This window comes from Stenotrophomonas sp. MH181796 (assembly GCF_009659995.1).
GTDB lineage: Bacteria > Pseudomonadota > Gammaproteobacteria > Xanthomonadales > Xanthomonadaceae > Stenotrophomonas > Stenotrophomonas riyadhensis.
The window spans coordinates 326,237-339,891 of sequence record NZ_RAHU01000002.1 but is presented as its reverse complement, the minus strand read 5'-3'; the positions used below and the strand labels follow the sequence as shown (position 1 = coordinate 339,891).

Sequence of the window (13,655 nt, the reverse complement as noted above, 5' to 3'; positions counted from 1 at the left end):
CATGTACGCATATACAGCGGATTCGTTTCGTTTCATTGGTGATGTTGGTACGCCCCTGCCGGGGGAGCAGATCGCGGAAGAGATTCCAAACGAGGTATTGGCTGCCATTGCAATCAATGAGGCCACATGGCGCCGGGATACCTTGCTTCGGTCCAGCGATTGGACCCAGCTGGGTGCGGGGCTGTCTGCAGAGAAGGTGCAGGAATGGGCCGACTATCGATCGGCGCTGCTGGCCCTCACCGATAGTCCGGACTTCCCGAACATGGCCTGGCCAGCGGAGCCGGCGCGATGATCACCGCCGATGCCCAGCAGCTCGAGCCGGGCGGCCGCGTCACGGTCTACGAGCTGGACGCCAGCAGCTTCGGCGCCGACCAGCTGTTCTTCCACGCACACCTGCAGTCGGGCGTGATCTGGTGGCAGGGGCAGGAGTACGGCGCCTGGCCGATTGAGGCCACGGGCTTCGAGCGCACCAGCGACCAGCCGCCGAACCCGAGGCTGAAGGTCGGCAACCTGGACGGCCGGATCTCGGCCATGTGCATGCTCTATGGCGACATGGTCGGGGCCAAGGTGATCCGCCGGCAGACGCTGGTGAAGTATCTGGACGGGAAGAACTTCCCTCCATTGCGTAATCGGCTGGTGAATAGCGGTTTTGGGTTGCGTCCTGCCGATGCGAATCCACCGACGAGCTGGACTTGGGGAGGGAACACCCCAGGTACTGTTCGCAGCTACATCCCATCTGGGCTGCCAGGCAGCGGCACGGCAGTCAGGATGAGCGGCACAGCTTCGGCCGTGAATCAGTATCTGGAACTACGCACGCCCGACCTGGTCGTTCCTGTTGAACCGAATATGCCGTTTGTTGCCAGCGCCTACCTGCGTGGAACGCTGGGGATGCCGTCCATCATCATCTGGTTCCTTGATTCGACAGGAGCCACGGTGGGGAGTGCGCAGCAGAGCGGCTTCGCGATGCCCGCGCAGTTCGAGAGGAAGTCCACTGTGCCCCGCATCGTGCCACCGAACGCAGCCTTTGCACGTGTCTACTTCCGTGTGCAGTCCACCGCTGCCAGCCAAGCGATCCAGATGGATGTGACCAACGTTCAGTTCGAGCAAGGAACTACTGCGACCGAGTATCAGTTTACCGGCGCTGATCTGGACGCTGGTCGTAACCCCACCGCCGACCCCAACGAGCACTTCCTGGACGAGATCTGGTTCATCGAGCGCAAGGTCTCCGAGACGAAGGAGGTGGTCGAGTTCGAGCTGACCACTGCGATCGACCTCAACGGCGAGCAGCTGCCCGGCCGGCAGATCATCTCGGGTGTTTGCGGTTGGTTGATCAGGGGCGGCTACCGCGGGCCGTTCTGCGGCTACACCGGCCCGGCCGTGGCCGACGCCAACGACGTGCCCACCACCGACCCGTCGCGCGACCAGTGCAGCGGGCTGGTGCGGGGCTGCAAGCTGCGCTTTGGCGCGGACAGCCCGATCCCTTATGGCGGATTCCCCGCGGCTGGGCTGTTGCGCACGTAGATCAGACGGAGTGTCCTGGTCCAAACATGAGCTCTCGAGCCCTTTCAAACATTCCTTTGTACTTCGGCACTATTGGTTCGCTACCGGGTGTGAATGTGACGACGCATTCTGTAACAAAGCTTCCGGCGCCTTCGGCCTTTTCCGCCATCTTATATTCGGCGCTCTGGCTGCCCTTGGTGAAATACATGGACGTCTCGACTGCAACGTCTAGCGTGTTGATGGTCGCGTTCGGCACCTGAGTGTCAGGGGCAGTTCGAATGGCGAGGGTTTCGATGGTGTGGTCCGTCAACTTCCGCTGAACAAGTTCTGCTTGGATCCGTCGCTTCATGTCCCACACCGTGCTGTTGTTGGAGAAGTGAGCAAATAAGTAGTGCGATGTGGCGCCATTTTTAGGGGCAATTTTCCATATGCCGTAGGTGCACACGGTAAGGGGTCCAGATGTCACTTTGGCATGTGATGCCGCGTTGAGTATGCGAATTTCATCGGCTGCGACAGTGAAGGCCATATTTCCTATTTTCTTTGCTGCGTTCTTTCCGAGTTGCGCTGACATTGGGGGAATCCTCTGTTTTGAACTGCCTAGATTCCACAGAGGCGTCGGGGTGAACCCGACAGTGCGTCTCAACCTCCCGTTGTTCCAATTGGATTCAACAGCATGGCTGGTGTTCTTCCGCCGCGAGAGTTTCTGAGGTGATCATGGAATCGAGAACGCTACAGGCCATCCAGACGCATGCCGTGGCTGAGTACCCGCGCGAATGCTGCGGCCTGATCGTGGCCGGCGCCGATGGCGAGGCCTACATTCCCTGCCGCAACCTGGCCACCACCCCCAGCGAGCACTTCCGGCTGCCGGCTGAGGACTACGCCGACGCGGAGGACCAGGGCGAGGTGCTGGCCGTCGTGCACAGCCACCCGAATGCCTCTGCGGCCGCGTCCGACGCTGACCGGGTCATGTGCGAGGCCAGCGGCCTGCCGTGGCACATCGTGAGCGTGGGCCAGTGCACGGGCGCAGAGCCGGAGTGTGGCGACCTGCAGTCCATCGAGCCCTGTGGCTACGAGGCGCCGCTGGTCGGCCGCCAGTTCGCCCACGGGGTGCTGGACTGCTACACCCTGGTGCGCGACTTCTACGCCCGCGAGCTGGGCATCCAGCTCAGCCAGTACGAGCGCGAGGACGACTGGTGGGAGAAGGGCCAAGACCTCTACAGCCTGAACCGGCTGCGCGCCGAAGGCTTCGAGCTGATCGATGGCGAGCCCCAGCGCGGCGACATGGTGCTGATGCAGATCCGCTCGCCCGTGCCGAACCACGCAGGTGTCTACCTGGGCGACGGCCAGATGCTGCACCACATGCACGGCCGCCTGTCGGAGACGGTGGTCTACGGCGGCATGTGGGCCGAGCGCACGCGCTACATCGTCCGGCACAAGGGGGCCCGCCATGGTTGATGCCATCACTCGGCACATGTATGGCGAACCTCGCAAGCGCACGATTCGCTTGTACGGGCCGATGGTGCCGCTGTTCGGCCGGGAGTTCCGCTTGGCTGTCAGCAGCCCAGCTGAGGCGATCCGCGCGCTGTGCGTGCTGCTGCCGGGCTTCCAGCAGTACCTGATGGGCGCCAAGGCCAAGGGCATGGAGTTCGCCGTGTTCGTTGGGCGGCAGAACCTGTCCAAGGATCAGCTGCGTGATCCGCCAGGTGGTGACGACATCCGAATCGCGCCGGTGCTGATGGGGGCGAAGCGCGCGGGTGCGCTGCAGACGATCGTCGGTGCCGTGCTGATCGTGGTGGGCGCGATCCTCTCCTATACCCCGGTGGGCGTACCGCTCATGAAGCTGGGTGTGGCCATGGCCGCCGGCGGCATCGTGCAGATGCTTTCCCCACAGCCTACCGGGCTTGGCGCGAAGGATAGTCCTGAGAACACCCCGAACTACAGCATGAACGGTGCCGTGAACACGCAAGCGCAGGGCAACCCTGTACCTGTTGCCTATGGGGGCCACGACACCAAGGGGATGTTCGTGGGCTCGGCGGTGATCAGCGGCGGCATCTACGCAGAGGACCAGCAGTGAACGTAGCCATCAAGTATCAGCCCACGCAGCTCGCGCTCGCCTGCTCGCCGGTGGCCATTGCCGGCGCTGGCGGCAAGGGCGGTGGGAACGCTCGCACGCCGGTCGAGACCCCAGACAGCCTGCACTCGATCTCCTACGCGAAGATCCTGGACCTGATCAGCGAGGGCGAGATCCGGGGCTTGGTGGCGGGCAATCAGTCCGTCTACCTCAACCAGGTTCCGATCCAGAACAGCGACGGCACCCTGAACTTTGCCGGCGTGCGCGTGGAAACCCGCGCGGGAACGCAGGACCAGGAGTACATCGCCGGGTTCCCGTCGGTCGAGAACGAAGTCACGGTCGGCGTCGAACTGCGTAGCAACGCACCTGTGGTTCGCACGATCTCAGGAGCCGATCTCTCGGCCGCGCGCATCCGCTTCGGTCTACCCGCACTCCAGCGCCAGAACACCGAAAACGCCGACATGGAAGGCTACGCGATCGAGTATGCGATCGATCTGTCGGTGAATGGTGGCGCTTTCAGCACCGTGCTGACCAATGCGTTCCGGGGCAAGACGACCAGCGAGTACCAGCGGAGCCACCGCATTGATCTACCGGCCGGCTCGCAGTGGCAGGCACGCGTCCGCCGCCTGACGCCGAACGCCAACAGCTCCACCGTTGCCGATACGGTGAACATCCTCTCGCTGACGGAGATCATCGACGCCAAGCTGCGCTATCCCAACTGCGCGCTGGCGGCGGTGCAGGTGGACGCGAGCGCCTTCCAGAACGTCCCCTCGCGCGCCTACCAGATCTGGGGTCGCATCATCCGGGTGCCGAGCAACTACGACCCGCGCACGCGGGCCTACAGTGGCATCTGGGACGGAACCTTCAAGTCGGCATGGACCAACAACCCGGCCTGGGTGTTCTTCGACATTGTCACCAACGACCGTTTCGGCCTGGGCAATCGGATCCCGCTGGATTGGGTGGACAAGTGGCGGCTGTACGAGATCGCGCGGTACTGCGATCAGCTGGTCAGCGACGGCATGGGCGGCCAGGAGCCCCGGTTCACCTGTAGCCTGTACCTGCAAACCCGAGCGGATGCGTACAAGGTCCTGCAGGACATGGCCAGCATGTTCCGTGGCATCAGCTTCTATGCTGCCGGTCAGGTCATGGCCTCAGCGGACATGCCGAAGGACCCGGTCTACACCTACAGCCAGGCCAATGTGGTCGACGGCCGGTTCGCCTACGAGGGTAGCGCGCGCAAGGTTCGCCATACCGTTGCGCTGGTGTCGTGGACCGATCCTGACGACTTCGGCCGGCAGAAGGTAGAGCCGGTGCAGCTGCACGACGGCATCGCCCGCTATGGTGTGAACCAGATTGAGGTCACCGCGCTGGGCTGCCATTCGAAGTCGCAGGCGCAGCGGGTGGGCAACCACATCCTCTACAGCGAGAACCTGGAGACGGAGACGGTCACCTTCGCAGTGGGCCTGGACGCGTTGAACTGCATGCCGGGTGACGTGATCCATGTGGCCGATGCAAACCGTGCCGGCCGCCGCAACTCTGGCCGCATCAGCGCCGCAACTGCCAACAGCCTGACGCTGGACGTGGTGCCTCCGACAATGGCCGTGGGTGATCGCCTGCGGGCGACGCTGCCGAGCGGCAAGACCGAGGCGCGCACCATCAACGGGATCAACCCGGCCACGCGCGTAGTGACTGTCTCGGCGCCGTGGAGTGCGGTGCCGGTGGCACAGTCGATCTGGGCGACCGAGTCGACCGACCTAGTGCTGCAGCAGTTCCGCGTGCTGAGCATCGCCGAGGAGGAGGGACTCACCTACCGCATCACGGCGCTGCAGCACCGACCGGACAAGTTCGCTGCCATCGATGACGGCACCCGTCTGGAGCCGCCGCCGATCAGCGTCATTCCGCCGAGCGTGCAGCCGCCGCCGGCCAACGTGCGCATGTCGTCCCATGTGGTGATCGACCAGGGCATCGCCACGCCGGTGCTGACGATTGAGTGGGATGCGGCCGACAAGGCCATCGCCTACGACGTGGAGTGGCGCCGGGACGACCTGAACTGGGTGCATGCTGGCAGGGTAGGGACCGCCAGCTGCGAGGTGCGGGGCATCTATGCCGGCAAGTACCTGGCCAGGGTTCGCGCGGTCAATGCGCTCAACGCGGTTTCGCAGCCGACGCTGAGCATGCTCACGGACATCAAGGGCAAGACCGAGCCGCCGCCGGCGCTGACCTCGCTGACCGCCACGCCGGTAGTGTTCGGCATCCAGCTGGCTTGGGGCTTCCCGCCTGGCGCTACCGACACCGAGCGGACCGAGATCTGGCGCAGTGCTGGGCCGGACCGTGCCAGCGCCACGAAGTTCGCGGACTTCGCTTACCCGCAGAATCGCTACCAGCTTGACGGCCTGGCAGCCGGTGCCAAGTTTTACTTCTGGGGCCGGCTGGTGGACAAGAGCGGCAATATCGGGCCGTGGTATCCGACGGGCACGGGCGTGATGGGAGAGGCCAGCACCAACCAGTCTGAATACGACGCCTACTTCTCCGGAAGGATCAGCGAGAGTGCGTTGGGCCAAGACCTACTGGCCAAGATCGAAAGCATCGACCAGATCGTGCCGCTGATCTGGGAGGCGGGCGCGACCTACGAGCCAGGCCAAACCGTGATCCACAACGGCAAGATCTGGCTGTGGAACGACAACGCGCCAGGCAATGAGGAGCCGCCGGGCACGAAGTGGAAGGACGTGGGCGATGCGGTCGCGCAGGCTGGTGCGGTGGCCGGCAGGGTTAACACCCTGGAGCTGCAGGTCAACGATCCGGAGACCGGCCTTCAGGCGATTGGCCAGAAGACCGACGGCCTTTTCGCGCAGCTCGATGTGCAGGCCGCCGGTGACAGTGACTGGGGCGCCGGTGACTCCACGGTGTTCGCTGGAACGCTCACCATCCAGACGGTAATCGCCGAAGGGGATTATTCACTGGCAAAGCGCGTGGACACGGCCGAGGCATCGGTGGGCGAGATGCAGGCCATCGTGCAGGAGACCGCGCAGGCGCTGGTGGACGTGAACGGCAAGATCAGCGCGTCTTGGAGTCTGAAACTGCAGATCGCCGCCAATGGCCAGTATTACGCCGCTGGCATGGGCATCGGCATCGAGAATCAGCCGGACGGCAGCTACCAGAGCCAGATCCTGTTCCAGGCCGACCGGTTCGCGGTGATCAACCTGGTGAACGGGAACGTCACGTCACCCTTTGTGATCCAGGGCGGGCAGATCTTCATCAGCCAGGCATTGATCGGCACCGGCTGGATCACCAACGCGATGATCGGGAACCAGATTGCGTCGTCGTCGGTGAATGGCGGCGGGCTTCCGCGCTGGGAGATCAACAAGGACGGTGGTCGCGTTGTTCGGGGCGACGGTTTCACCATCAACGAGCACCCGACCTATGGCTATCGCATGACCGACAACCAGACGGGCGTCAACTTCATCGAGATCGGGGAGCTGAGCTGATGGCAAGAGGGTTTCGACAGCGAGACCCCGGCACGGGGCAGATCCTGGTGGACATAACCACCAGGCTGCCCCGGATCATCGGGCGGGTTTCGATCACTGGTGGTGCCTCTGGTTCAATCACCGTGCCCAGCAGTGGGTCCAATCCAGCATTCTTCTTCTTCGCCCCATCCAATGACGGGAACTGCTCACCGACGTTCAGTCAATCTGCTGGGGCCGGGGACGTGATTTCTTGGACCTATAGCGGTTCTGTCGGCCAGATTCCAATCACGCCGATCGATGGAATCCTGTCCTACGGGAGGTATTGAAATGGTGCGAGGCGTCCGCATTCGAAGCACGGTAGATTCGCTGGTCCAGATCGACCCGAGCTACGAGAACCTTGCGCTGAAAACGTCGGGGGCGGTGACCACGGTGGTTGCCGGCTCGACGCCGGGACTCAATGAGTGCGGGATAGCAACTATCACCGTCGCGGGTTGCAACAATCCTGTTCTGGCAATCCGCTGCGACTCGAACTTTGTGGGCCTGCTGTCTAGAACGAGCTCGGGCGGCACATACACGTGGAAGATCATAGCCAACACCCCCGTTGTGACGGTCAGCTACTGGGTGTTCGATACCACTGACGTGGCACAGATGCAGTTCAACACCACACGGGGGATGCGTGTCCGGAACCCGGCCAACAACCGGGTGGTGTTCGACTCCCGCTACAAATACCTGCGCGTGATCGCTATGGCCAACAGCACACAGGCCAGCACCCATCCAATGCCGCAGGCAGACGGCTTCTGCGTGGCGCTTTCGAACGTGAGTGTGTTTACCGCAGTCACTTACATCGGTGCGGGTGGTGGGCCGCAGTTCTGGACGAGGTACGTGTTTACCAAGATGGTGGGATTTCGCACCGTCGCTGGTGCAGTCGAAACCCAAGGCTTCGACATCTATCGGAACGCCTACGAAACACCCACGCCATCCCCAATGCCGCCGCCTGCGTTCTACGGGTCCTATCAGGCAATCGGCATGGTTGCGGACGTCAGAAACTACTGACGGTCCGCACCCCGGTTGCATCCTGATACTTGACCGACCACGGCGTTACCAGATAGCCGGGACGGTCACGGTTGGCCAGCGAGAAGTGGTTCTCTCTGGCGTCTACGGCGGTGCCATTCACCAGAAGGTATGGAAGGCCGGACTGCGGCAACCCACAATCGCTCACGTAGCCGTCAGTCTTCAGTTGGATCGTATGCCGACCAGCGACCTGTTCGACCTGGCCGCAAACCGTGGCACGGGCGGTCTTCGACGCCTGCAGTGCACGCGGGGCGATTCTGACAACGAACGCATCCAGCGTCTCGCCATCGGTGGCGGTTTCTTGGTGCAGTTCAACTGTGCGGCCGTGGATCACACCTGGTGCGGTCGTGCAGCCTGCGGCAAGCATTGTCGCGATGAAAGCTGTGGTGATCAGTACGCGCATGACTCTCTCCCTGTGTTGTGCTGCGAACAAGGCAGAGGGTATCGCGTCGGACTGTCCCGGTCCTTACGGAGAACCATTCGGGTTTTCTGCGCGCGAATGTTAGGCGACCTGCTGCAGCAGGTCCTCGTGGTTGTTCGGCGGCATGTTCAACACGCGGCTGCCCTGTTGATCTCCATGGCCAGCGGCAACCGACAGCAACTTCGCCACGATCTTCATCGTGGACCTGACCGAGGTGCCGCTGGGGTTCGGCTAGGGCGCCGAGAGGCATTGGCGAGTGACTATTCGAACTTGGCCGTGTTGCACGCCAAATACGATCTATGTCTCGGTGGCGCAAATTTTCCTGCTCTAGAATCGACGTGCGGGCAAGACGCCCGCTGGAAATCTGTACGTCCATTCTCTAAGGAGTAGATGTGAAGAAGACGATTTTGATGTCGGCCATCCTTGCTGGCTCGCTCGCTTGGAACGCTTCCGCGCAGGAAGTCGACTATGTGGGAGCTACGCCAAGTGTCCTAGCCGAGGCGAATGCTCAAGCGGCTGATCTTCCGGCAGGTGTTCTATTGGTGGAGCTGGAGCGCTGGAAGAACAGGGAAGACACGTTCTCGGCCCGGCCCATTACTCACGCCGGTTCGAAGCATCCAGGTACACGGCAGGGTGTTCTAGGCTTTGTCTCGTACTACCCCTTCGAAGGCAGCGTCACCATTTATGCCTGTTTGCAGAACAACTGGTTGGATAGCTTCTCTTCGCGAGATCCGAACTGCGAAGGGCATATGCAGACGACCAATGGCATGCCCATCACTGGGTACATTGCTGGCACGCAGCTGCCTGGAACCGTACCGCTCTATCGCTGCCACCGCGGCGGGCTAAAGCCTAACAACTGGGCCGACCTTTTCGATACAACGGACGTCAATTGCGAGAACGTCAAGTATCCGCTGCTCGACCAGATATTGGGTTACATCTGGCTCTGATCCATCTGGATTAGTCCTGCATCAGAAGAGAGGCAGTCGCTACGCGACTGCCTCCAAGAGATCCTCGCGGTTGTTCCGCGGCGTGTTCACTGCCCAGCTGACGCGATAGGCCTGCATGGACCTGGGATGCTGCCCGCAGCAAGAGCGTTGCACCAGTTCGTGCTGCAACGCTCTGATCGAAGGGAGAGGCTGTCACATGCCTATTTCGATCTTCCCAAGGTCTTCAGAGTTCTGGCACATGAATTTGAATCGGATTCCCGTTCCGGGGTTCATCGTTCGGTCTGGGAATCGACCGCTTCCAGGTGCGCGAAGGATGTTTCCTTCTTTATCGAAGCAGGTGTAGCTCAAAGAGCGTTCTGGAACGATCAGGTTGGAATCGTTCTTCACTGTGCATACCGGTGATGCGGCGCTGTGGTCGCGTTTGCACTTGCCGATCTGTAGGCCTGCTTTTGAGATGCCCTCTGGCACCGAAAGCTCAAAGTCGCCTCCACATCCAGTGAGTACGGCAGCGACAAAGACGCCGAGCGAGAGTACTTTTTTCATCCTTAATCCCCCTTCCATTTTGGAGGCGAGATGATAGCCGGTCCCGTGTTCAGGTTCCATCCGAAAGGCCATACTCTTTCCGAAGGACCGGAAGCTCAACCCGAGGGCGCTTGAGCAGTGCCGCGCCGGCACCCGCCGAGTGACGATCAGGTGCGAGCGTCGCCGATTTGCTCGGTCAGAACCGTCAGTGATTGCTCGAAGGCCGCGGCGAAGAGATCGCTGCTGTCGACCCTGTGTTTGGCCGCAATATTTGGCAGAAGCTGATGCCACGCATTGGAGAGGTCGTTTGGTGCCGGGTGGGTCAGTACGCAGATTCGCAATGCGTACTCCATCGCCTTGAGGTAGCCGCGGTGCATTTCTAGTCCGGCCTCACAGGCTTGGAGGCGGTCTAGGATTTCATTGATCTCGGCGCTCATGGTGGTCTCGACAGGCAAGGCGGGGAAGGCGATAGTTCGCGGACGTCTAGACGAGCCCGCTATGAGCATCCTCAACGTTCTGATCAGCCGTGACCAGCTTGTCGTTGCAGTGGATACGCTTGCCGAGGATGCGCTGACTGGCGCCTACTCTGCTGGTGCCAAGGTTCTCCTGATACCTCAGCACAACGTGCTGCTGGCTACGAGGGGCGGGGCCCAGTTCTTTCTGAAGATCTACGAGCTGGCTCTGCAGGCGAGCTTCCGGGCCGACTTCTCTATTGAGCAGCTTTCGGCCGAGATGGGGCCTGTAATGGACCAACTGTGGTTGAACTATGAGAAGGCGGCCGCAGAGGCTGACCTGCCTATCGAACAGCTGGGGACGGAGATTGTCCTAGGCGGTTGGTCGCCCAGAAGCGGCAGGATGATGGCCACGGTCTACGCCAAGAGCGACAGCCGGCAGGCTACGTCAGTGCAGCCGATCGGCGGCCAGTTCGCGTCACCAGGCGATCCACTCAAAGGCGTGGCGCCGAGCATGCTGCAGGTCGACCTGATGGCTGCCGGGCGGCTCCAAGCGAACTACCTCAACGAGCAGATGGGCCGGCAGGTCGCCGGCGGCCGTCTGCTGATCGGGTTCTTGCAGCAGGGCCAGGCGGTTGTAAAGGATCTTGGAGCGATCTGACGATCAGCTGGGCGAATCGGCTGCGCATTGCAGGAGGGTAGCCCCGCCGGCCGTGGCCGGGGCGTGTAGGGACAGCCCGACCCGACAGGGCGAGGTTGGCTGATTTTGTCGAGGTTTGGTAGCAAGCCCGGTGGGGAATGATCCAGCGCAGGGGATTCAAGGGCCCGGAGTTGGCTCAGTCGCCGTAACTGCAAAATCGGGGAAGGAGTTAGGCTTGGCACGCCGGGCTTCGATTTTGTCGATCTTTTCCTGGAAGTACTCTTTCGGGTCCCATTGATATGCCTTTGACCTAGCGGTCAACTTCGCGTGCGCGCGCAAACGATCGGCAATATCAATGCAGTGCAGTCCAATTCGCGCGAACTGGTATTGCCGCTCCTCAAAGAACTCCTCATAGTCTGGCGGCATTGCGGCGTACTCACTAGCGGCGCCGATAGCCCCTTCGGCGAAAAGCAGCTGGTAGGGCAAATCTTGAATGTCGAACAAGAGATCCGGCGGAATGGTGCGCCACTCTACGTCTAGTTTTAGCGGATCGAACTGGGGATGCTCAGTCTTTGGATGACTGTATCCTTTGGAATCCACCTGGCCGCTATCACCGACCACGTCGCTGCAGCCGGAAATAAGAGTGTCCAATGCTCCGCCAACGATTGCTGCGAGGTACGCACCGTCGCTTTTGCTCTTGCGCTTACCGGCGAGGTACTCCCGAAGTGCAGTGATGCCTGCGCCGACGCAGACGCCCGCAAAGCCAATTAGCGCCGGGGTTATTGTCTGAATGAACTTCCAGGTTTGGGTCGATTCCATTGCGCGCCTTGGGTCGGTGAGGGGAGGCGTTAAGCCGCCTCGTCCTCAATATCCATTGCGGTCATCTTTTCCGCGACGTCGTCGGTGAAGTCCAGCACCATGTTAATTGGCTCTTCATCTGCATGGACGCGGTTCCAATGGGTCGCATCAAAGGTCAGCTGAAGAGCGTCACCGATCATCTGATCGCGGCGTTGGGTGAACGAACGATGCGCGACATGGCGGGGAGCTTCGTCGATGTCAGTCCAGAAGGTGAACTGCGTGCCGTCGGGCTTGTTCGTCGTGACTGCAAGATTCGCACGATAGGGACGGCCGGTGACCTCATCCTTTCGGATCTCTTCTCGAGCGGCCTTGGACAGCTCCTCGGCCAGGAGATCGATAGGATCTTTAGGCTTGGGAAGCTGCCAGCCCATTTCGGCAGCGAACTTCGCTACGTCCTGCATGACGACAGACGAGTTGCCCGTACGCTGCTTATAGAGCTTAATGATGTTCTGTAAGCGCTGACTCTTTGTAGACATAGAGCTACCTCCTACTGACCCAAGGGCGCGACGTCGCCCCACCCGTCGGTCGATGCGCCCGGGAGGACGATCGAACGAATTTTTACTAAGTGGCTCCGGAAACGATCGTACTTCCCAGTAGCGTGTTGTAGCTGTCCAGCTACGAGACCGGGATGAACGCCTAGGAGCGCGGAGAACCCAACGATGTCGCGTTCCGAAAACAGAGGCGACTTGCGCGCGATGAATCCGGCCAGCTTCTCGGGCGGCACCATGAATGCAGAGGCCGCCAAATTCGCCGCGCGCTCTTCTTCTGCAACCGCAGCGTCTGTTCGCCCGTCCATCTCAACATCGAGGGCAGGCGTGTGCTTCCCATCGCCCCGAAGAACATGCTCCAGCTCGTGGCGCAGCACGAACCAGAAGTTATCGATTCGATCGAAGCGCATGGACATGCCCACGACGGGCGCATCATCAGCCAGCCAGGTACATACGCCATCGATCTTTGCTGATGGCAGCGTCTCGACGACCACGAAGCGGATACCGGCTTCCGCAAGGATGCGAGGGACCTTGCGAGCTTCTTCGGCGGATCGTAGGAGAGGCTTGAGTCTCTCGATCGCTGCCTTTCCTGTCGTTGGTGTGTACTTCGGCACCAACATTTCAGCCGCGATTGACTTCACCCGATGAATCCATGCGAGCTGCGCGGGTGTAGCATTTGCTGCTACCTGAGTCCGCTTTGCGGCATGAGGCATGAACTCAATGTCGGGGATAGCTTTGACATCGAAGAATCGCGCGACTTCCGCCTCAACGGCGGCCACGTCTCGCGGATTCTCTACATTCAGCCATCCCCGTTTGATCATTTCGGAGATCGGAAGGGAGCCGAAGATCTCGGCTCGCATCGCTCGTTCGGGACTAGGCTGAAAGGCGATTCGAGCCAGGGCCAAGTCGTAGTCTTTCTGAAGAGCCAAAAAGCGCTCTGCCGGGACGTGGAAAAGCTCCTCCAGCCCAAGCGCGAGATCGGCGGTAATCGGCTTCTTATCTGCAGCTATTCGTGTGATGACTGACTCGTCGACCGCAAGTACGATCGCCAAGGTTCGTTTGGTCCAACCCTTCTCTTTAAGAAGGGCGGTAACGAGCTGTCCGGGAGTACGTGGTTCCATGGATCGGAGATTCGGACAAATTGACGTTTTTGTCAAATCGTCGATGCAAGATTTAACAATTCAGCGCTAGGGTTCTCCCGAACGATTCAGGCAGGTCGCC

15 protein-coding genes are annotated in these 13,655 nt (G+C 61.1%); 8 read left to right on the top strand and 7 right to left on the bottom strand.

From position 1 onward, the window contains the following. Position 1 precedes the first annotated feature (1 nt). On the top strand, positions 2-292 hold the full coding sequence (locus D5301_RS05320) for a phage tail assembly chaperone (RefSeq protein ID WP_153855055.1): 291 nt from the start codon (positions 2-4) through the stop codon (positions 290-292). After that, positions 289-1,521, top strand: coding sequence for a phage minor tail protein L (locus tag D5301_RS24155; protein ID WP_228756323.1), 1,233 nt, complete (start codon positions 289-291; stop codon positions 1,519-1,521). The genes D5301_RS05320 and D5301_RS24155 overlap by 4 nt, the downstream gene beginning before the upstream one ends. 1 nt (position 1,522) lies before the next feature. Here D5301_RS24155 and D5301_RS05305 read toward each other — a convergent pair whose 3' ends face one another. Then, positions 1,523-2,071, bottom strand: a complete 549-nt coding sequence (locus D5301_RS05305) for a hypothetical protein (RefSeq protein ID WP_153855054.1) — start codon at positions 2,069-2,071, stop codon at positions 1,523-1,525. Between the two features lie 143 nt (positions 2,072-2,214). On the opposite strand from D5301_RS05305, the gene D5301_RS05300 reads away from it, so the two are divergent. The 4 genes from D5301_RS05300 (at position 2,215) to D5301_RS05285 (ending at position 8,088) form a co-directional block, all read left to right on the top strand. Then, positions 2,215-2,955, top strand: a complete 741-nt coding sequence (locus D5301_RS05300) for a C40 family peptidase (RefSeq protein WP_153855053.1) — start codon at positions 2,215-2,217, stop codon at positions 2,953-2,955. Beyond that, a complete protein-coding gene (locus tag D5301_RS05295) occupies positions 2,948-3,574 on the top strand; it encodes a tail assembly protein (protein WP_228756322.1) in 627 nt (208 codons plus the stop codon). The genes D5301_RS05300 and D5301_RS05295 overlap by 8 nt, the downstream gene beginning before the upstream one ends. Beyond that, complete coding sequence (locus D5301_RS05290; RefSeq protein WP_324187271.1) at positions 3,571-7,056, top strand: host specificity protein J; 3,486 nt, start codon at positions 3,571-3,573, stop codon at positions 7,054-7,056. The genes D5301_RS05295 and D5301_RS05290 overlap by 4 nt, the downstream gene beginning before the upstream one ends. A gap of 306 nt (positions 7,057-7,362) precedes the next feature. After that, positions 7,363-8,088 (top strand): hypothetical protein, encoded by a 726-nt coding sequence (locus D5301_RS05285; protein ID WP_121503648.1) that lies wholly within the window; start codon positions 7,363-7,365, stop codon positions 8,086-8,088. Here D5301_RS05285 and D5301_RS05280 read toward each other — a convergent pair. Beyond that, positions 8,075-8,509 (bottom strand): hypothetical protein, encoded by a 435-nt coding sequence (locus D5301_RS05280; RefSeq protein WP_153855052.1) that lies wholly within the window; start codon positions 8,507-8,509, stop codon positions 8,075-8,077. The two genes, D5301_RS05285 and D5301_RS05280, sit on opposite strands and share 14 nt — an antisense overlap. A gap of 410 nt (positions 8,510-8,919) precedes the next feature. Here D5301_RS05280 and D5301_RS05275 point away from each other — a divergent pair, with 410 nt between their 5' ends. After that, positions 8,920-9,474, top strand: a complete 555-nt coding sequence (locus tag D5301_RS05275) for a hypothetical protein (protein WP_153855051.1) — start codon at positions 8,920-8,922, stop codon at positions 9,472-9,474. A gap of 192 nt (positions 9,475-9,666) precedes the next feature. On the opposite strand, the gene D5301_RS05270 is transcribed toward D5301_RS05275, so the two are convergent. After that, entirely contained in the window at positions 9,667-10,017 is a 351-nt protein-coding gene (locus D5301_RS05270) for a hypothetical protein (RefSeq protein ID WP_153855050.1), read from the bottom strand. 146 nt (positions 10,018-10,163) lie between these two features. After that, positions 10,164-10,433: a hypothetical protein gene (locus D5301_RS05265; protein WP_153855049.1), complete on the bottom strand. Its 270-nt coding sequence runs from the start codon at positions 10,431-10,433 to the stop codon at positions 10,164-10,166. Positions 10,434-10,494: 61 nt separating this feature from the next. Here D5301_RS05265 and D5301_RS05260 point away from each other — a divergent pair, with 61 nt between their 5' ends. Then, positions 10,495-11,109, top strand: coding sequence for a hypothetical protein (locus tag D5301_RS05260; protein ID WP_153855048.1), 615 nt, complete (start codon positions 10,495-10,497; stop codon positions 11,107-11,109). A gap of 156 nt (positions 11,110-11,265) precedes the next feature. On the opposite strand, the gene D5301_RS05255 is transcribed toward D5301_RS05260, so the two are convergent. Genes D5301_RS05255 through D5301_RS05245 form a run of 3 tightly spaced genes read right to left on the bottom strand, consistent with a single transcriptional unit; the run spans position 11,266 to position 13,555 of the window. Continuing rightward, a complete protein-coding gene (locus D5301_RS05255; RefSeq protein ID WP_153855047.1) occupies positions 11,266-11,907 on the bottom strand; it encodes a hypothetical protein in 642 nt (213 codons plus the stop codon). A gap of 29 nt (positions 11,908-11,936) precedes the next feature. Then, positions 11,937-12,422, bottom strand: a complete 486-nt coding sequence (locus D5301_RS05250; RefSeq protein WP_111118821.1) for a hypothetical protein — start codon at positions 12,420-12,422, stop codon at positions 11,937-11,939. An 11-nt stretch (positions 12,423-12,433) separates the two neighbouring features. Continuing rightward, positions 12,434-13,555 (bottom strand): XRE family transcriptional regulator, encoded by a 1,122-nt coding sequence (locus D5301_RS05245; RefSeq protein WP_153855046.1) that lies wholly within the window; start codon positions 13,553-13,555, stop codon positions 12,434-12,436. Positions 13,556-13,655: the final 100 nt, after the last annotated feature.